Source organism: Tangfeifania sp. (assembly GCF_055108615.1).
Map to the genome: position 1 here is coordinate 1 of NZ_JBSQIC010000081.1, position 17161 is coordinate 17161.

The following is a 17161-nucleotide window of genomic DNA, read 5'->3' on the forward strand; positions in this document are numbered from 1 at the left end:
CGAATTATCCCCATTGCAGCCTACACTGCAATCGGCGAGCTTGAACAACTTAAAACGGCGCTGAACGATGGCTTGGATGCCGGGTTAACCATCAATGAAATAAAAGAAGCAATCGTCCATCTGTACGCGTATTGCGGTTTTCCGCGCAGCATCCGTGGATTGCAAACTTTTATAGAAGTGCTTGACGAGCGAAAAGCCAAAGAAATCATTGATGAAACGGGCGCTGAAGCTTCGCCGGTAAACGACAATCGCAGCAAATACGAACGGGGCAAAGCTAACCTGGAAACATTGATAGGAAGGCCGTTGGACGGACCGCAAAGAGGTTATGCGGCTTTTGCCCCTGTAATCGAAATATTTCTGAAAGAACACCTTTTTGCCGATATTTTCGACCGTGATATTCTGACGTATGCTGAACGCGAACTGGTTACTGTTTCAGTACTCAGCAGTATTGGCGGAGTTGAGCCCATGCTGCGTTCGCATTTGGCCATTTGCCTCAATCTTGGATATACTCTCGAACAGTTGAATGAATTTACAGGTATCATCAAAACAACTATCGGTAAAAAGGCAGCCAAAAATGCGCAGGCCGTTTTAAATGAAGTTCTCGAAAACAGGGAATAAAAGAATGTTCTTAATGAAATGAACTATGCACTTAGCTGATTTTTGATAAGAATGGAACCCGGAGGGTTCACATGTTTATAGAACAAAAGTAATAAGTTGCAATGCGACCCCGGCCCGGGGTCGAACACAGATACTATCAAACATTTCTATAAACATTCGATACCTCTGGCATCGAAACAATTGAAAACAAAAACCTGAGACTTTTTATAAAATATTTATTCGATAAATTTAAATGATACAACAATGAAAAACAAAATTTTAATATCCACTCTGGTTTTTCTGGCATTCATGATTGCCGCTTGCAATACAGAGAAAAAACCAGCCGAAACTACCCAACAAAATGAATCTGTTTTTCCGAAAGGCGAAAAATTAAACAGCGAAAACTTCACCGGAACGGTGTGGCTGCAAATGATGGGCACCGATGATTCCACGCTTCATGTGCGGTTTGGCAATGTAACTTTTGCACCTAAAGCCCGGACCAACTGGCACTCGCATCCGGGAGGTCAGCTGCTTTTTATAACCAGCGGTATAGGTTATTACCAGGCAAAAAGCGAGCCTGCCCAACCGTTAAGTGCAGGCGATGTAGTAGAAATTCCGCGAAACGTAGTTCACTGGCATGGCGCTGCACCCGACAGCGAATTTGCGCACATTGCCGTCAGTCTGAATACCGACGAAGGTGGCGCGGTCTGGATTGGGCCGGTTGCGGATGAGGAGTACGAAAGTGTGCAATAAACTTCCTACCTCGCTAAAGGCTTTTCCCTTTTTGCTTTGGGCTTGCATTCCGAAGAAATCGTACTCTGCCAACTTTCAAGCATTCAGGAAATAAGCTCTTTCATGAATTGTTCGTTGTCCTCGCCTTTCCATACTATGGTATTGCCATCGGGCATGGTAAATTTCACTCCTCCGATAAATAAACCCACCATGGTTTCGCCAAAAGCTGCTACTTTGCCACCATTATTGAGTTCAGTATATGCTCCTTGTAAATTTGAAAGATTTCGGGACTGACTTTTAAGTATTCAGATTTAACCTCTTGAGAAATGTCAAGAAGTACAACTTTATTTTGAGCATTGGTTTCGATAAAAATCAATCCTATGAACACGATAAGTATGACAATTGCTTTTTCCATTTTAATTTGTTTTTTATCTAAAATCCTTCCCTTTCACCGGTAGCCATTTTATGATTTTTAATCTTTAGTAAGTACCACAATTTTTCCATTTGCTTTGTCACTTTCCATTAAGCGATGGGCATGACTAATTTGATGAAGTGAAAAAACGTGATGTATATTTATTTTAATAGAACCATTTTTAATATCGTTAAGAAATTGTTGAAATGAATTTTTGCCAACCCTGCTTTGACCGGAATGGAAGGTAGTGAGATGCACTGTGGAAGGAATATAATACATGGGTGCAAAATTTTCAATCGACCATTGTTCCGATAGCATTCCGGTCATACAAACTGTACCACCCGGAATCACGCAGTGCAAAGAATCGGGTAAAGTGTTTGTGCCCACCAGTTCGAGCACCTTATTTATTTGAAAATTATTTTTTGATATTATTTGTGCCAGATTGCCATTATCAATAATCACTTTGTCTGCTCCGTTATTCAGTAAAAATTCTTTTTTTTTCTGTTTTCGGGTGCTTGCGTATACTTTAAGCCCGGCTTTTTTAGCCAATTTTATTGCCAAAAGCCCCACTGAGGAACTACCTCCTCTTATTAAAATGCTTTCGCCAGGCTGAATTTCCAAAGCAAGGTGCAATGAGCCGTAAGCTGTTTGGAACATCTCGGGTAATGCGCCCAAAACGTACCAGGGTAAAGTGCTTTCAAAAGGAGTAATAATTTCTCTCGGGAGCACGGTATATTCAGCATAACTCCCGTCAAACGAACGGCCCATTTCCCCCATTGAAGCAGCAACTTTTTGTCCTTTTTGTAGTTCTCCGGAAGGATCGTTTTCGACTGTGCCCACGCATTCAATTCCCAATACCCTTGGAAATGTCACGCTTGGCGACAACCCTTTTCGGGTCATTAGTTCAGAACGGTTTAATCCAAATGCTTTTACACTTATCAGAACTTGTCCTTCTGAAGGTACTGGGGCTGGCCTTTTTTCAATGATGAAATTATCAGGACTACCGGGTTGATATATAACGGCTGCTTTCAATGTTTTTATTAATTACAGATTTTTCGCACTTTTTTAACCAATTTACTCTGAAATATTTTTAAATGTAACAATTTTAAATGCTAATGTTTGTTTTTTGTGGTAAACAACCCTGCTCCAAATTCCGCTCCAAGCGTTCCAGGGACAACGTGCAAATAATTCTTTATGGTAGGATCATTATTGATTTGCAGGGAGCATTCCTTTTTAATTACCACATCACTGCCATATTTTAATCTTTTGGGATTTGTATGTTCGCCGTATCCAAAAGCACCTCCTCCTTTGTTCACTAGCGAGTTTAATTTTAAATACTTTAAACAGAAATGATATAATGAGGTATAAGGAATTAAAAGCTGCTATTCCCGACATTTCCCAAAAAATGCTTTCGAGCACTTTGAAACGGTTGGAACAAGACAAACTGATTAACCGAAAAATGTATCCTGAAATTCCTCCGCGTGTGGAATACAAACTTACCAAAACCGGTAAAGAGTTAATGCCCGCAGTTGATATGATGGTCGATTGGGCGTTGGAACATTTTGATGAAATAACAAAATAATGTTCTTTCCTTCCGAAAATCAAATTAACTGACTCCGCATATTTAATTTTTTTTTATTTTTTCAGGAACTTAAAAACTTGCTTTGTTATGAAATTAGTTAGTTTTTTAATTGTGGCAGCAGCCTTTTGTTTTTTACCATCCCATACTTTTTCCCAAACCCCTGCATTCGACAACCCCATCGCGGAACATCGCGCCGACCCGTGGGTGTATAAAACAGACGATGGAACCTATTATTTGATTGCCACGGTACCGGAATACGACCGGATTGTAATCCGAAAAGCATCCAGCATAAATGATTTGAAAAATGCTTCAGAAAAAGTGGTGTGGCGCAAACACGAAAAAGGAGTGATGGGGCACCATATCTGGGCACCTGAACTGCACCACATTGAAGGAACATGGTACATCTATTTTGCCGCCGGCGAAGCTGAAAATATCTGGAATATTCGTATGTGGGTATTGTCGAACACTTCGGACGACCCGATGCAAGGCGAATGGAAAGAAGAAGGACAAATTAAAACGCAGCGCGAATCTTTTTCGCTGGATGCCACAACTTTTGAACACCGGGGAAAACGGTACTTGATTTGGGCACAAAATGTGAGGGGAGGCGACCACGGCACGGCGCTGGTTATGTCTGAAATGAAAAATCCGACCACGCTGACCGGTCCGGAAGTGGTTTTAACCGAGCCCGAGTTCAACTGGGAACGCATGAAATACAACGTGAACGAAGGGCCGGCAGTGATTAAACGCAACGGGAATATTTTCGTGGCCTATTCAGCCAGCGCCACCAATCATAATTACTGCATGGGATTATTGTGGATTGATGAGGATGATGACTTGATGGACGTTTCCAACTGGCATAAATCGCCGGGACCTGTTTTTTATACCAATGAAGATTTAAACCGGTTTGGTCCCGGGCACAATTCATTTACAACCGCTGCCGATGGAAAAACCGTAATTATGATATACCATGCCCGCGATTACAAGGAAATTCAGGGGCACGAACTTTCTGATCCGAACCGCGCCACACGCGCACGGGTTGTTCGCTGGACCGAAAGCGGCTTTCCCGATTTCAGGCAAAACGAAGGGGATTAGCCAGGCCGGAATGCTACCTTTTTGTAAAAGTCAAAATTATACGGATTTTCACACCTGCCCGAAACGCAGAAACCGTCAATCAGTATCTTGATACACTGGCTTTGTAAGAAGGCCGATATGTGATGGAGATTTTAATTAACGGTGAACATAAAATGAACCGGCGTTTCAATAAACGATAATATCAATCATTTGTTATTTTTGCAGTTGAATGATGAAACTGAATGATGAACAGAAAAAGAAGGAACATACTTTTGGCAGCAGAATTTATTATTCTGTTTTTTGGTGTGCCTCTTTTTTTGTTCTTCGATGGTGACATCATTCACCCCAGTTCCATTCTTTTGCCCATTTTGGTTGCCCTGATTTTCTATTTCCGCAAACAAAAGGAATTTCGGTGGCATGATTTAATCCGGCTTGGTATTTCAAGTAAAATGTGGGTGCAGCAGTTACTAATTGTAATGCTAACAGGTATTTTTCTTCTAATGTTCGTTTTGCTTTTTGACCCGGAAAACCTATTTAATCTTCCAAATGGAAATCCGGCAATCTGGTTGGCTATGCTGGCTTTTTACCCGGTTTTTTCAGCGTACCAGCAGGAAATAGTTTACCGCAAATTTCTGTTTATGCGCTACCGTCCGCTTTTTCAGAAAAGATGGATTATCATTCTGGCAAGTGGAATCACATTCAGTTTTGTGCACATCGTTTATTTTAGCTGGCTTTCGTTAATAATGACACTCATTGGCGGAGTTTACTTTGCCTGGCTTTACAACAAAACCAAAAGCGTACTTTTTACCGGAATAATTCATGGAATTTTGGGATGGCTGATATTTACCGTTGGGCTGGGGCAACATTTCTGGCTCGACATGATGCAGTATTTGAAATAATTCATGGGAGAATTTAAACATGTCGCATTTTTCCAATTTTATCTTTCCCCATGCAAATACATTTGCAGTGTCAATCAATTTAAAATCCGTTAAAAGTCATGAAAACAAACAAACTGATTCGCTGGGTAGAAATCCCGGCAGAAAATTTTGAGCGCGCCGTGCAGTTTTACAATTCGGTTTTTGGCTGGGGACTGGAACCCATGGACTGGTGGGGCACCGAAAAAATGGCCAGCCTGCCCAACGATGAGGGAGCCATCTCTTTTGCACCCGGTTTCAAAATGTGGTTGATGAAAAATCGAGGGACAAAAAACTAAACCTTACCGGACTAACCTACAAATGTGTTTATTACGATCAGTCGCACATGAGCAACGATTTTTTTAAAATTTCAGGAATGACACCCAGCCGGTATTTTGCGAATTGTGAACCTTATTCTGATTATTTTCATTAACTGCAAAAATCAGGTCACCTCCTGCTCGTCATGGAATTTAGCTGCTGGTAACCCACCAGCCGGTCGTAGCGCGAGCCCATTTCGTGGTAGTACACAAAAATCTGGTAATCGTTTTCAGTTTCCCAGAAACTGCCTTCAATGTTTTTATGGTCGGCCACGGCTGAACCCCGCGGAACATAAACGTACATGTAGTTGTAATATCCCTGTTTCAGCAGCAGGGTGAGCTCGTAGGCGCTGGTATCGAAATTCCAGGTCATTTCATTGCTTTTATTGGCGTTCCAGTTGCTTAATGCGCCAAAAACATTCACCGAACCTCCCAAAAGTATCGATTCCAGCGGCAATGAGAAATGCACAAAAGTATAATCGCATTCGGTGTCGAAGTCTTCCACTTCGCGGTCCTGGCTTTCCACCACATATTTTCCGTTCATTTCCTCGTATTCAAAATACTTTTTGTTGGCACGCGGCTCATCAGTCATCAGCGTTTTATGGAAATAGGGCCGGTGAAAATCGGTTGACAGCACATTCTCTCCTTCCACGCGGTTGGTGCGGTTGTCGAAATACCGAAATTCGTTTCCGGCTACAAAAACATTCTCACGGTTGTAGTCATACACGAGCGAGCGGTCGCGGATAAAAAGCGGTTTCAAATTGCGAATGGCATTGTCCCACCGGTTGTTCTGCATAATAACAACCTTCACTTCTTCGTTCGGATTTTCAATGTTTAGGTTTTCGTGAAGGATAGTGAAATCCACTTCTTGGTTTTCGCCTCGGAACGCATCGAGCGTTGCCCGGCGTACGGTGCCTTCCACATCAACCAGCGGTTCAACCACGTAGAAACGTTTGCTCAGTACAATATTTTCCTTATTGGCACCTTCATAAACCACAAGAGCATAATTTCCCGAATAGTTAAAATCTACATCATCATTGGGCAGAAAAAGACGATAATTGATATAATCGAACGAGGTATTAAACGACCGGGCATAATCATCCAGCGGATTTTCAGCAAAACCCTCGAGGTAGTCCGTTTGCGGGATGTAGCTTTCATTCCAGTCGGCATCACAATGAATTATGGTGTAATTATAGTTTTTCACTTCACCCGACAAATCGTCGAATTTTAAAACAAGTTGGGTGGATTCGCCTATTTCGTAAACAGGGTTGGATAGCTCAAAACCATCGCGGTGCATTAATACCGTTTTAATATTTTCATCGTAAACCGCGTTTTCGTAATAAAAATTTCCTTCCTGGGCCGATAGTCCACTAATAAACCCAATCAGGAATAATAGGATGATAAAATATTTATTTGTCATTGCAATAACTATTTTTGGTGGGAATGCAATATTTTCAGTAAAAATACACTTACAATTTTTATCTCAAAATTAAGTCAATTATTGTTCCAGAACAGCAACTTTTTATAAACACTCACAGTATTCCAACGTTTATTATTGTAAATTTAATCTGGAAAGATCAGGTTTTTTTATACCTGAATTTAATATGGTTAATAAGGTTGATACAAATTAATAAACATATTGACTTATTTGTATATTTTGAACCTTTGATTTTTCCATTACTAAGATTGCGTAAAGACAATTAATTATTTACTTTTGCCAACCTGAAAAATACTATTCTTGATTAAAATGTCAGAAGTTATTAAGTTAAGGAAAGGGCTGAATATAAAGCTTAAGGGTGGTGCCGAAAAGGCGCTCGAAAAACTGCCTGTTCCTGCCACAGTGGCTTTAAAGCCAACTGATTTTCCGGGACTTACTCCAAAATTAAGTGTTAAGCCGGGCCATAAAGTTAAAGCCGGCGATGCGTTGTTTTACGACAAATACCATCCCGAAATACTTTATACAGCTCCGTTGGGCGGAGAGGTAAAATCAGTTAACCGTGGCGAACGGCGAAAAATTCTGGAAGTAGTAGTTGAGGTGGATAAAGATGCTGGCAAAGTAGCTTTTAAAAAGGGTGATCCGAAAAAATTATCTGCGGATGAAATTAAGGAACAACTTTTAAAAAGTGGGCTTTGGCCGTTTATAAGGCAGCGTCCCTACGGAATAATTCCATCGCCCGATAAAAAACCACGGGCCATTTTTGTTTCAACTTTCGACACTGCGCCATTGGCACCCGATAACAGTTTCGTTCTGAAAAACCAGATGGAAACATTCCAGAAAGGTATCGATGCGCTTAATAGGCTCACCGAAGGAGATGTACATTTGGGCGTGAACGGAGATTCCCCTTTTGCCAATGTGAAAAATGTTAAGACCCACCAGTTCTCAGGGCCACACCCGGCAGGTAATGTGGGGGTTCAAATTCATCACGTTTCTCCTGTAATAAGGGGTGAGGTGGTTTGGACCGTGAATGTGCAGGATGTCCTGTTTATTGGCCGTTTGTTTGAAAACGGAAAAGTTGATTTTACAAGGGTTTTTGCGCTGGCAGGTTCAGAGGTGGAAACGCCAAAGTATTACCAAACTGTACTGGGAGCTCCTGTTGCTTCAATTACCGATGGCCGCCTCAAGAAAGCGGATTACAAACAACGCATTATCAGCGGTAATGTACTGACCGGAACGCGTGTAAAACCGCAAAACTACCTTGGTTTTTACGATACTTTGGTCAGTGTTATTCCGGAAGGCGATGATTATGAATTGCTGGGATGGGCTACACCCGGAGTTGACAAATTCAGTGCATCAAATACATTTCTTTCAAAATTATTTCCAAAGAAAGAGTATGAATTTAATGCCAACCTGCATGGCGGCGAACGCGCATTTGTACTTACCGACCAGTACGATAAAGTAATGCCGATGGATATTTTACCGGTGTTCCTGATGAAAGCCATTATAGCCAACGACATTGATAAAATGGAGCAACTGGGTATTTATGAAGTAATTGAAGAAGATGTTGCGTTGTGTGAATTTGTCTGCACCTCAAAAATCAAGTGGCAGGATAATTTACGCAACGGAATTAATACCATGATTAAAGAGCTTGGATAATAATTGCAGGTAACAATTTTAGTCTGATTTACAATGAATTTTTTGAAGAACTTTTTTGAAAAAACAGAGCCATACGTACAGAAAGGGGCAAAATACCACTGGCTTCATTCAGTACACGATGGTTTCTTTACGTTTCTTTTTGTGCCGAAAAAAACATCGAAAAACGGTACACATATTCACGATTATATCGACCTGAAACGTACAATGTCAATAGTAGTGCTGGCGCTCATTCCTTCATTGCTTTTTGGCATGTATAACGTGGGGCACCAGCACTTTAAGGTGATAGGAGAACTGGCTTCAACAGGATTTTTTGATATTTTCCTTTACGGCCTGCTCAAAGTATTACCTGTAGTTATTGTATCGTATGTGGTGGGGTTGGGCATTGAGTTTGTTTTTGCCCAAATCCGCGGTCACGAAATCAACGAAGGATTTCTGGTTTCCGGAATGCTTATACCGCTGGTTATGCCCATAGAAACCCCGCTTTGGATGATTGCCATTGCAACTGCTTTTGCCGTTATTTTCGGGAAAGAAGTTTTTGGCGGAACAGGCATGAACATCTGGAACCCGGCTTTGCTGGCACGTGCCTTCCTGTTTTTTGCCTATCCCGCGCAAATGTCGGGTAACTCCGTTTGGTATTCGTTAAGCCAGAATGCACAAACAATTGATGGCTTTACAGGAGCCACCCCGATGGCCGATGCTGCAGCCGGAAACATTACTTACACCGTTTCCGATGCTTTTTTCGGATTTATTCCTGGGTCGATTGGTGAAACATCCACACTAGCGATTTTACTCGGGGCCGTAGTTTTACTGGTTACAGGAATAGGCAACTGGAAAATCATGCTCTCCACAGTGGCCGGCGGGCTTTTTATGGGAATACTGCTGAATATTTTCGCGGTAAATCCATTTATGGAAATTCCGTTCTGGCATCACATGGTGCTTGGCGGTTTTATGTTCGGCGCTGTTTTTATGGCCACCGACCCCGTTTCGGGCGCACAAACGAACAGGGGAAAATGGATTTACGGTTTTCTTATCGGCGTTATCGCCATTTTAATACGTGTGTTGAATCCCGCTTATCCCGAGGGAATGATGCTGGCCATTTTATTGATGAATACTTTTGCTCCTTTAATTGACCATTACGTTGTTCAGGGGCATATCAAACGTCGAATGAAAAGGGCCAAAGTTGCTGCTTAACCGAAAAAATTAAAATTATGGACAGGAACAGTAATACATATACATTTATTTATGCAGCAGGCATGGTAATCCTGGTTGCTGCCATTCTTGCCTCGGTGGCGATGGCCCTGCGCCCGCTTCAGAATAAAAACATCGAGGTAGAGAAGAAACAAAATATCCTTGCTTCGGTGAATATTGAAAGCACAGTTGAAAATGCAGAGGAAATTTATGCCGAAAGAATCCAAAATCAGTATGTGGTAAATGCAAAAGGTGAAGTGGTGGAAGGAGAAGATGCTTTTGAAATTGATTTGAAAAAGCAACAGGCCAAACCATTGGAAGATCGCCTTTTACCCGTTTACGAATGCCAGACCGAAGAAGGATTGAAATACATTTTTCCGATGCGTGGCTCTGGTTTGTGGGGGCCAATCTGGGGATTCGTTTCCCTCGATTCGGATATGAATACCATTTACGGGGCCAATTTCGATCACCAGGGAGAAACACCCGGATTAGGTGCTGAAATTGCCACCGACTGGTTTCAGGCTGCTTTTAATGGAAAGAAAATTTTTAATGAACAGGGGGAACTGGTTTCACTTACCATTACAAAAGCCGGTCAGGATGCTCCCGAAGAACATAAGGTTGATGGCATTTCGGGTGGTACAATCACCAGTAAAGGACTGGAAAAAATGCTCCTTACCGATTTTCAGAGTTACAGTGAATTTCTAAAGAAGAAAAAGTCATAAGCAATGAGCGAACCATTATTTTCAAGAAAAAATTTAAAACTGCTTTCCGATCCAATTAACAACAGCAACCCGATTACAGTTCAGGTGCTGGGTATTTGTTCGGCTTTGGCGGTAACAGCGCAGCTAAAACCCTCGGTGGTGATGGCACTTTCAGTAGTTGCCGTAATGGCGCTGTCAAACGTGATTATTTCATTGTTGCGAAATACAATTCCAAACCGCATCCGGATTATCGTGCAGTTGGTAATAATTGCCTCGCTGGTAATTCTTGTGGACCAGGTGTTGAAAGCATTTGTTTACGATGTAAGTAAACAACTCTCTGTATTTGTGGGATTAATAATTACCAACTGTATTATTATGGGCCGCCTCGAGGCATTTGCCCTGGGGAACCGTCCCTGGCAGTCGTTTCTCGATGGAGTTGGGAATGCCGCGGGGTACGGCGTAATCCTGATTATTGTTGGTTCCGTACGCGAACTTTTTGGTTCAGGATCTATTTATGGATTCCAGATTATCCCCGACAGCTGGTACATCGCCAACGGAGGATTTTACGAAAACAACGGAATGATGATTTTACCGCCAATGGCACTTATCACCGTGGGAATAATTATCTGGGTTCAGCGTAGTAAAAACCGTAAGTTAATTGAAGATTAACCGCCAAAAGGAAATGAATTATGGAAAATCTGATTAATATTTTTATCAAGTCGATTTTTATTGAGAACATGGTTTTTGCCTATTTCCTGGGCATGTGTTCTTACCTGGCCGTTTCCAAAACGGTTAAAACAGCTACCGGTTTGGGAATTGCCGTAATTTTTGTTCTCGGAATCACGGTACCGGTAAACTACCTGATTGAAAACTATGTATTACAGGAAGGTGCTTTGACCTGGATTAGCCCCGCTTTTGCCAGTGTGGATCTCAGTTTTTTGTCATTCATCCTGTTTATTGCAGTTATTGCATCAATGGTGCAGCTGGTTGAGATGGTAGTTGAAAAATTTGCCCCCGTTCTTTACAGTCAACTGGGAATTTTTCTGCCGCTGATTGCTGTAAACTGTGCAATTCTCGGTGGTTCGTTGTTTATGCAGCAAAAAGCTTTCCTGAATATTGGCGAAGCTACCACTTACGGTTTAGGCTCCGGCGTTGGCTGGTTCCTGGCAATTGTAGGTATTGCAGCCATCCGTGAAAAAATTCAGTATTCAAATGTACCGGTGCCGCTGCGCGGACTGGGTATTACATTTATTATAACTGGTTTAATGGGGCTTGCTTTCATGGGCTTCATGGGAATTAAATTGTAAAATATAAAACCAATTTCAATGCTATTGTTATCAACACAAACAACCGTTGTAATTGCCAGTGTGGCGGTTTTTCTGGGGATTATAATCCTGCTGGTTGCCATCCTGCTTTTTGCCAAGAAAAAACTGACCCCTTCGGGTGAAGTTAAAATTGACATAAATGAAGGTGAGCGCGAAATAATAACCGAACCTGGGAGTACACTTCTTTCCACTTTAAGCAATAATAAATTATTACTTCCGTCGGCTTGTGGTGGAGGTGGAACCTGCGGTATGTGCCGTTGTCAGATTCACGAAGGGGCTGGCTCAATTCTGCCTACCGAAACCGACTTCTTTACCCGTAAAGAACAAAACGAAAACTGGCGCCTGGCCTGTCAGGTGAAAGTAAAGGAAGATTTGAAGATTGAAGTTCCGAAAGAAGTTTTGGGCGTTAAAAAGTGGGAATGCGAAGTGGTGTCCAACAAAAACGTGGCTACATTTATTAAAGAATTTGTAGTTAAGCTTCCGGAAGGTGAAAACCTTAATTTTAAATCGGGCGGTTACATACAGATTGACGTTCCTAAAGTGGAAGTCGATTTTAAAGACATTGAAGTGGATGAGAAATACCTAAAGGACTGGGAAAGCTTTGGAATGTTTGACCTGAAAATGAAAAATCCGGAGCCAACGTTCAGGGCTTATTCCATGGCCAATCACCCTGCCGAAGGAAATATCATCATGCTGAACATCCGTATTGCCACACCACCGTGGGACCGTGCCAACAACGGATTTAAAAAGGTGAACCCGGGGATTTGCTCTTCTTATATATTCTCACGCAAACCAGGCGATAAAGTAACTATTTCAGGTCCTTACGGGGAGTTTTTCCTGAAAGATAACGACAACGAAATGATGTTTATTGGTGGTGGTGCCGGAATGGCGCCCATGCGCTCGCACCTTTTCCACCTGTTCCACACCCTTAAAACGAGAGACAAAAAAATCACATTCTGGTACGGAGCCCGTTCATGGAAAGAAGTTTTCTATTACGATCAGTTCCGCGATATAGAGAGAGAATACGATAATTTTTCATTCCATCTTGCGCTGTCAGAGCCGCAACCGGAAGATAACTGGGACGGCCCCACCGGATTTATACACCAGGTGATTTACGATGATTACCTGAGTAACCATGAAGAGCCCGAAGAAATTGATTACTACATGTGCGGCCCGCCAATGATGAACGATGCCTGTCAGAAAATGCTTTACAACCTGGGCGTTCCTGACGAAAATGTCATGTTCGATGACTTTGGCAGTTAGTGACTATGATTTTCAAGTCAAAATCATTAAGTTGGTTGAACTAATCCCGGGTCAAAGCGGGGAATCTCGCGATTTAAAACGCTAATGATATATTAAAAACCATCTCTGAAAAGGAGTGGTTTTTTGTTTTATAAAAGGGACGTGAGTTGCTTTTATTGCGATTTCTTCTCCAGAAAACGGTTTATCTATCATATTCAGAAGATTCTTTTTTTGTAACTTGTTTCAGCAATTTTTATCAGGAAATATAATTATGTATCAGTACAAAGCAAAAGCAGAACGCGTAGTTGATGGTGATACCATTGACGTGACGATAGATTTGGGATTTAAAATTACTACCCATCAGCGCATACGACTGGCAGGCATTGACACCCCCGAAGTTTACTCCGTGAAAAAAGATTCCGATGAACACCGGCGCGGAATTGCTGGAACAATTTCCCAGTCTGTGGCAGATTGGATTATGTTGATAAAGCGTATAGATTTGTATAACAAGAGCCGTATGACGGGAAACAGATTCACACATTGATTAATATTCAGGAATTCTGGTTTTTCGTATCTTTGAGATTATTGATAAAGAAAATTTTTAGAGAATTTGTAATAATTAAATAATGCCAGTGGCAATAATTAATCAGGAATGAAGTTAACCTCATTTAAAAAAGACCTCCCTAAATTCGGAATTGCCCTGAGCGGCGGAGGTGCCCGCGGAATTGCACACATTGGCGTTTTGGAAGCGTTGGAAAAATACGGGATTACCCCCGGGGTAGTATCGGGCACCAGCATGGGGGCAATTGTTGGGGTTTTTTATGCTGCAGGCTATTCGCCCAACGATTTGCTTAAAATAATGCTGGAGCGCAAATTTCACCGGATGGTGAACTGGCACATGCCTTTCAGCGGTTTAATTGATATGCGTAAAGTGAAAGCAGCGATGAGAGAAATAATCGGGGAAGATGATTTTTCGTCGCTGAAAGTGCCATTTTACTGTGCAGTAACCAATTTGAACAGCGGACTGGAAGAGATAAAATCGGAAGGAGAATTATTCCGGTGGGTAGTGGCTTCTTCTTCTATTCCTGTGGTTTTTGAACCACAGGTAATAGATGGCCAAACCTATGTCGATGGTGGTTTGCTGAATAACCTGCCTGCAGAAGCCATTCGCGACAAATGCCAGGTGCTTATAGGCGTTCATGTTAATCATAACGGCCCTGAGGGAAAAATTAAAGGATTAAAAACCATTGCTGAACGCGCTTTCCGGCTGGGGATTTCGCAAAATGTGGAAAAAAGCAAACAAATATGCGATTTTGTGATTGAGCCACCCGAAGCCCGCAATTACAGCACTTTTGCTTTCAATAAAGCTGAAGAAATTTACCGGTTCGGTTATGATGAAACCGAAAAACAAATTTTGAGATTGTTTGAATCAATTAACCTGGAGAAGGTGATGGAGTTGAAAAAGAATAATAGTTGATGGCTTAGTTTAGGAAGATTTTTCATTGAATGCGAAAAAAATTTCTAATAATATCAACCCAAAAATTTCAGCCGCTGCCCAAATAATCCATCTTTTACTTCCCCGTTTTTATATACTTCCTGGCCGTTCACAAAAGTGGAAACAACCTGATGCGAAAATTCCTGGCCTTCAAACGGCGACCAGCCACATTTGTAAAGAATATTTTTCGGAGAAACAACCCAGCTTTTGCCCGGATCGACAAGAACCAGGTCGGCAAAAAAGCCTTCGCGGATGTACCCCCGGCGGTCGATGCGAAACAGGTCGGCCGGCGCATGGCACATTTTCTGAATGACCTTTTCAATGGGAATTACGCCTTTGTTGCTCATCTCGAGCATAGCCACCAGCGAGTGTTGCACCAGCGGCCCGCCCGACGGCGCTTTAAAATAGGTGTTGTTTTTTTCCTCGCGGGTATGCGGGGCGTGGTCGGTGGCAATTACATCAATTTTATCCGACAGTAAAGCTTCCCAAAGCGCCTCCTTGTCTTTTGCCGTTTTAATGGCCGGATTCCATTTTATAAAGGTTCCTTTATTATTGTAATCCCGCTCGTCAAACCACAAGTGATGAACGCAAACTTCGGCGGTAATATTTTTATCTTTTACCGCACCGGAAGAAAAGAGGTCCATCTCTTTTGCAGTAGAAAGGTGAAGAATGTGAAGTCGTGTGTCGAATTTCAAAGCCAGCTCAACCGCCTTTGCCGAGGACTTGTAACATGCTTCATCGCTTCTTATTCGGGCATGTTCTGCGATGGGAACATTTTCACCATATTTTTCACGGGCTGTTTTACTATTTTGCTGAATCGTTTTTTCATCTTCGCAGTGGGTGGCAACCAGTGTTGGTGCATTTTTAAAAATTTCCGATAACGTTTTTTCGTCGTCAACCAGCATGTTGCCTGTAGAAGAGCCCATAAAAACCTTAATTCCGCATACTTTCGAAGGATCTGTTTTCAGTACTTCTTCCAGGTTATCGTTTGTGGCTCCCATGTAAAATGAATAGTTGGCCGGCGAAACTTCGGCAGCACGCAGGTATTTCTTTTCTATCAATTCCTGTGTTACGGCTTGCGGGTTGGTATTGGGCATTTCCATAAAAGAAGTTACTCCACCGGCAACAGCAGCCCGGCTTTCGCTGGCAATCTCCCCTTTGTGGGTAAGGCCCGGCTCGCGAAAATGGACCTGGTCGTCAATTACACCTGGAATCAGGTAAAGGCCGGAAGCTTCAATAATCTCAACATTTTTGAAATCGAAATCAGAAGGTGTAATGTGCGGAAAAACACGTTCAATTTTATCGGCATCGATTAAAACACTTCCCTTAAATTTTAATCCTTCATTGATTATTGTTGCGTCTTTAATAAGTTTTTTCATTCTGTAGCTTTTTGAAATTGCATTGTTTTTGCCAATTGCTTTTTGCCTATTGTCAACTTTATTTTGCCAACTGCCTACTGTTTATACTCCCTGAACCAGCTCCTGATTTTCATTTTCATCACGCCCCAAAGCGCTTCGTTAAAAATTCCACCGCTCATTTTCGAAGTGCCTTCTTTGCGGTCAGTAAACACAATGGGTACTTCCACAATGTTGAACCCGAACTTCCAGGCGGTGAATTTCATTTCAATCTGAAAGCCGTATCCAATTAGCTTAATTTTCTCAAAATCGATGGTTTCGAGCACTTTGCGCCGGTAACATTTGAAACCTGCAGTGGTATCCATTATTTTCATGCCAGTTACAATTCGTACGTACATCGATGCAAAATACGACATTAATACCCTGCCAAGTGGCCAATTTATAACATTTATTCCAGAAATGTAGCGCGAACCGATGGCTAAATCAGCACCGTTAATCGCTGCTTTATAAAGCCGTTCCAGGTCGTCGGGACTGTGCGAAAAGTCGCAGTCCATTTCAAAAATGTATTCATAATCATGTTCCAGCGCCCAATTGAATCCGGCAATGTAAGCGGTTCCCAACCCTAGTTTTCCTTTGCGTTCCAGAATATGTAACTGTTCAGGGAATTCTGTTTGCAGTTTTTTCACAATCGCTGCAGTCCCGTCTGGAGAGTTGTCTTCAACTATTAAAAGATGAAAAGGAGTAGATAATGAAAATACCTTTCGCACCATCTTTTCAATGTTTTCCTTTTCGTTGTAAGTTGGAATAATTACCAGGTTCTTCGACACATTAATTCTGTTTAAAGTATAAAATGTGAATTTACACTTTTTACAACTTACAACAATACATTATACTATAATACCATAATCTGACAGTTCGGTAGGCTAACTTTTTAACATGGCAATTGAATTTTGGATTGAAGTTGCACTGCCCTTCTCAAAAACTTAACATTTGCGATTTTAATTTTATTGCTGATTTTAAATCATTTAGTACAACGTCTTCAAAAAAGTCAAAAAAATGGATAAAAATAATTTGCAGGGAATAAAAAGGGGTTTACATTTGCAGCCGCTAAATACAGCGAAGTTCATTGTAACGGA

The 17161-nt window shown here is 41.7% G+C and carries 19 protein-coding genes; 14 read left to right on the forward strand and 5 right to left on the reverse strand.

Annotated features, from left to right (window positions below):
* Together ACTCNA_RS14570 and ACTCNA_RS14575 are read left to right on the forward strand one after the other, a co-directional pair.
* Positions 1-618: carboxymuconolactone decarboxylase family protein (locus tag ACTCNA_RS14570; protein WP_462948661.1), on the forward strand; the 618-nt coding region annotated here is incomplete at its 5' end.
* 243 nt (positions 619-861) lie between these two features.
* Positions 862-1350 (forward strand): cupin domain-containing protein, encoded by a 489-nt coding sequence (locus tag ACTCNA_RS14575; protein ID WP_462948662.1) that lies wholly within the window; start codon positions 862-864, stop codon positions 1348-1350.
* A gap of 451 nt (positions 1351-1801) precedes the next feature.
* On the opposite strand, the gene ACTCNA_RS14580 is transcribed toward ACTCNA_RS14575, so the two are convergent.
* Together ACTCNA_RS14580 and ACTCNA_RS14585 are read right to left on the reverse strand one after the other, a co-directional pair.
* The gene (locus ACTCNA_RS14580) at positions 1802-2773 is read right to left on the reverse strand and encodes a zinc-binding alcohol dehydrogenase family protein (protein WP_462948663.1); all 972 of its coding nucleotides are present in this window, start codon (positions 2771-2773) and stop codon (positions 1802-1804) included.
* An 80-nt stretch (positions 2774-2853) separates the two neighbouring features.
* Positions 2854-3057, reverse strand: a complete 204-nt coding sequence (locus tag ACTCNA_RS14585; RefSeq protein WP_462948680.1) for a hypothetical protein — start codon at positions 3055-3057, stop codon at positions 2854-2856.
* Here ACTCNA_RS14585 and ACTCNA_RS14590 point away from each other — a divergent pair.
* The 4 genes from ACTCNA_RS14590 (at position 3015) to ACTCNA_RS14605 (ending at position 5607) form a co-directional block, all read left to right on the forward strand.
* A complete protein-coding gene (locus ACTCNA_RS14590) occupies positions 3015-3323 on the forward strand; it encodes a winged helix-turn-helix transcriptional regulator (protein ID WP_462948664.1) in 309 nt (102 codons plus the stop codon). The genes ACTCNA_RS14585 and ACTCNA_RS14590 overlap by 43 nt on opposite strands.
* A gap of 87 nt (positions 3324-3410) precedes the next feature.
* Positions 3411-4415 (forward strand): glycoside hydrolase family 43 protein, encoded by a 1005-nt coding sequence (locus tag ACTCNA_RS14595; RefSeq protein ID WP_462948665.1) that lies wholly within the window; start codon positions 3411-3413, stop codon positions 4413-4415.
* A 221-nt stretch (positions 4416-4636) separates the two neighbouring features.
* Positions 4637-5293, forward strand: coding sequence for a CPBP family intramembrane glutamic endopeptidase (locus tag ACTCNA_RS14600; RefSeq protein WP_462948666.1), 657 nt, complete (start codon positions 4637-4639; stop codon positions 5291-5293).
* Positions 5294-5391: 98 nt separating this feature from the next.
* Positions 5392-5607 (forward strand): VOC family protein, encoded by a 216-nt coding sequence (locus tag ACTCNA_RS14605; protein ID WP_462948667.1) that lies wholly within the window; start codon positions 5392-5394, stop codon positions 5605-5607.
* A 148-nt stretch (positions 5608-5755) separates the two neighbouring features.
* Here ACTCNA_RS14605 and ACTCNA_RS14610 read toward each other — a convergent pair whose 3' ends face one another.
* Positions 5756-7045 (reverse strand): type IX secretion system plug protein, encoded by a 1290-nt coding sequence (locus ACTCNA_RS14610; RefSeq protein ID WP_462948668.1) that lies wholly within the window; start codon positions 7043-7045, stop codon positions 5756-5758.
* Positions 7046-7372: 327 nt separating this feature from the next.
* On the opposite strand from ACTCNA_RS14610, the gene ACTCNA_RS14615 reads away from it, so the two are divergent.
* From ACTCNA_RS14615 to ACTCNA_RS14650, 8 genes are all read left to right on the forward strand, one after another.
* Complete coding sequence (locus tag ACTCNA_RS14615; RefSeq protein WP_462948669.1) at positions 7373-8719, forward strand: Na(+)-translocating NADH-quinone reductase subunit A; 1347 nt, start codon at positions 7373-7375, stop codon at positions 8717-8719.
* 33 nt (positions 8720-8752) lie between these two features.
* Positions 8753-9910, forward strand: coding sequence for an NADH:ubiquinone reductase (Na(+)-transporting) subunit B (locus ACTCNA_RS14620; RefSeq protein ID WP_462948670.1), 1158 nt, complete (start codon positions 8753-8755; stop codon positions 9908-9910).
* A 17-nt stretch (positions 9911-9927) separates the two neighbouring features.
* Entirely contained in the window at positions 9928-10629 is a 702-nt protein-coding gene (gene nqrC / locus ACTCNA_RS14625; RefSeq protein WP_462948671.1) for an NADH:ubiquinone reductase (Na(+)-transporting) subunit C, read from the forward strand.
* 3 nt (positions 10630-10632) lie between these two features.
* Positions 10633-11277, forward strand: coding sequence for an NADH:ubiquinone reductase (Na(+)-transporting) subunit D (locus ACTCNA_RS14630; RefSeq protein ID WP_462948672.1), 645 nt, complete (start codon positions 10633-10635; stop codon positions 11275-11277).
* Between the two features lie 20 nt (positions 11278-11297).
* Complete coding sequence (gene nqrE / locus ACTCNA_RS14635) at positions 11298-11915, forward strand: NADH:ubiquinone reductase (Na(+)-transporting) subunit E (RefSeq protein WP_462948673.1); 618 nt, start codon at positions 11298-11300, stop codon at positions 11913-11915.
* An 18-nt stretch (positions 11916-11933) separates the two neighbouring features.
* On the forward strand, positions 11934-13196 hold the full coding sequence (gene nqrF, locus ACTCNA_RS14640) for an NADH:ubiquinone reductase (Na(+)-transporting) subunit F (RefSeq protein WP_462948674.1): 1263 nt from the start codon (positions 11934-11936) through the stop codon (positions 13194-13196).
* A gap of 250 nt (positions 13197-13446) precedes the next feature.
* On the forward strand, positions 13447-13719 hold the full coding sequence (locus tag ACTCNA_RS14645) for a thermonuclease family protein (RefSeq protein WP_462948675.1): 273 nt from the start codon (positions 13447-13449) through the stop codon (positions 13717-13719).
* A 108-nt stretch (positions 13720-13827) separates the two neighbouring features.
* The gene (locus ACTCNA_RS14650) at positions 13828-14652 is read left to right on the forward strand and encodes a patatin-like phospholipase family protein (protein WP_462948676.1); all 825 of its coding nucleotides are present in this window, start codon (positions 13828-13830) and stop codon (positions 14650-14652) included.
* Between the two features lie 53 nt (positions 14653-14705).
* On the opposite strand, the gene ACTCNA_RS14655 is transcribed toward ACTCNA_RS14650, so the two are convergent.
* Together ACTCNA_RS14655 and ACTCNA_RS14660 are read right to left on the reverse strand one after the other, a co-directional pair.
* Positions 14706-16049: a dihydroorotase gene (locus tag ACTCNA_RS14655; protein ID WP_462948677.1), complete on the reverse strand. Its 1344-nt coding sequence runs from the start codon at positions 16047-16049 to the stop codon at positions 14706-14708.
* A gap of 74 nt (positions 16050-16123) precedes the next feature.
* A complete protein-coding gene (locus tag ACTCNA_RS14660; RefSeq protein ID WP_462948678.1) occupies positions 16124-16852 on the reverse strand; it encodes a polyprenol monophosphomannose synthase in 729 nt (242 codons plus the stop codon).
* Between the last annotated feature and the right edge of the window lie 309 nt (positions 16853-17161).

What these genes read in the sequence shown, in the direction of transcription:
- ACTCNA_RS14575 (WP_462948662.1), top strand. Translation starts at nt 862, where the DNA reads ATGAAAAACAAAATTTTAATATCCACTCTGGTTTTTCTGGCATTCATG.
- ACTCNA_RS14595 (WP_462948665.1), top strand. Translation starts at nt 3,411, where the DNA reads ATGAAATTAGTTAGTTTTTTAATTGTGGCAGCAGCCTTTTGTTTTTTA.
- ACTCNA_RS14600 (WP_462948666.1), top strand. Translation starts at nt 4,637, where the DNA reads ATGATGAACAGAAAAAGAAGGAACATACTTTTGGCAGCAGAATTTATT.
- ACTCNA_RS14605 (WP_462948667.1), top strand. Translation starts at nt 5,392, where the DNA reads ATGAAAACAAACAAACTGATTCGCTGGGTAGAAATCCCGGCAGAAAAT.
- ACTCNA_RS14610 (WP_462948668.1), bottom strand. Translation starts at nt 7,045, where the DNA reads ATGACAAATAAATATTTTATCATCCTATTATTCCTGATTGGGTTTATT.
- ACTCNA_RS14615 (WP_462948669.1), top strand. Translation starts at nt 7,373, where the DNA reads ATGTCAGAAGTTATTAAGTTAAGGAAAGGGCTGAATATAAAGCTTAAG.
- ACTCNA_RS14620 (WP_462948670.1), top strand. Translation starts at nt 8,753, where the DNA reads ATGAATTTTTTGAAGAACTTTTTTGAAAAAACAGAGCCATACGTACAG.
- nqrC (WP_462948671.1), top strand. Translation starts at nt 9,928, where the DNA reads ATGGACAGGAACAGTAATACATATACATTTATTTATGCAGCAGGCATG.
- ACTCNA_RS14630 (WP_462948672.1), top strand. Translation starts at nt 10,633, where the DNA reads ATGAGCGAACCATTATTTTCAAGAAAAAATTTAAAACTGCTTTCCGAT.
- nqrE (WP_462948673.1), top strand. Translation starts at nt 11,298, where the DNA reads ATGGAAAATCTGATTAATATTTTTATCAAGTCGATTTTTATTGAGAAC.
- nqrF (WP_462948674.1), top strand. Translation starts at nt 11,934, where the DNA reads ATGCTATTGTTATCAACACAAACAACCGTTGTAATTGCCAGTGTGGCG.
- ACTCNA_RS14645 (WP_462948675.1), top strand. Translation starts at nt 13,447, where the DNA reads ATGTATCAGTACAAAGCAAAAGCAGAACGCGTAGTTGATGGTGATACC.
- ACTCNA_RS14650 (WP_462948676.1), top strand. Translation starts at nt 13,828, where the DNA reads ATGAAGTTAACCTCATTTAAAAAAGACCTCCCTAAATTCGGAATTGCC.
- ACTCNA_RS14655 (WP_462948677.1), bottom strand. Translation starts at nt 16,049, where the DNA reads ATGAAAAAACTTATTAAAGACGCAACAATAATCAATGAAGGATTAAAA.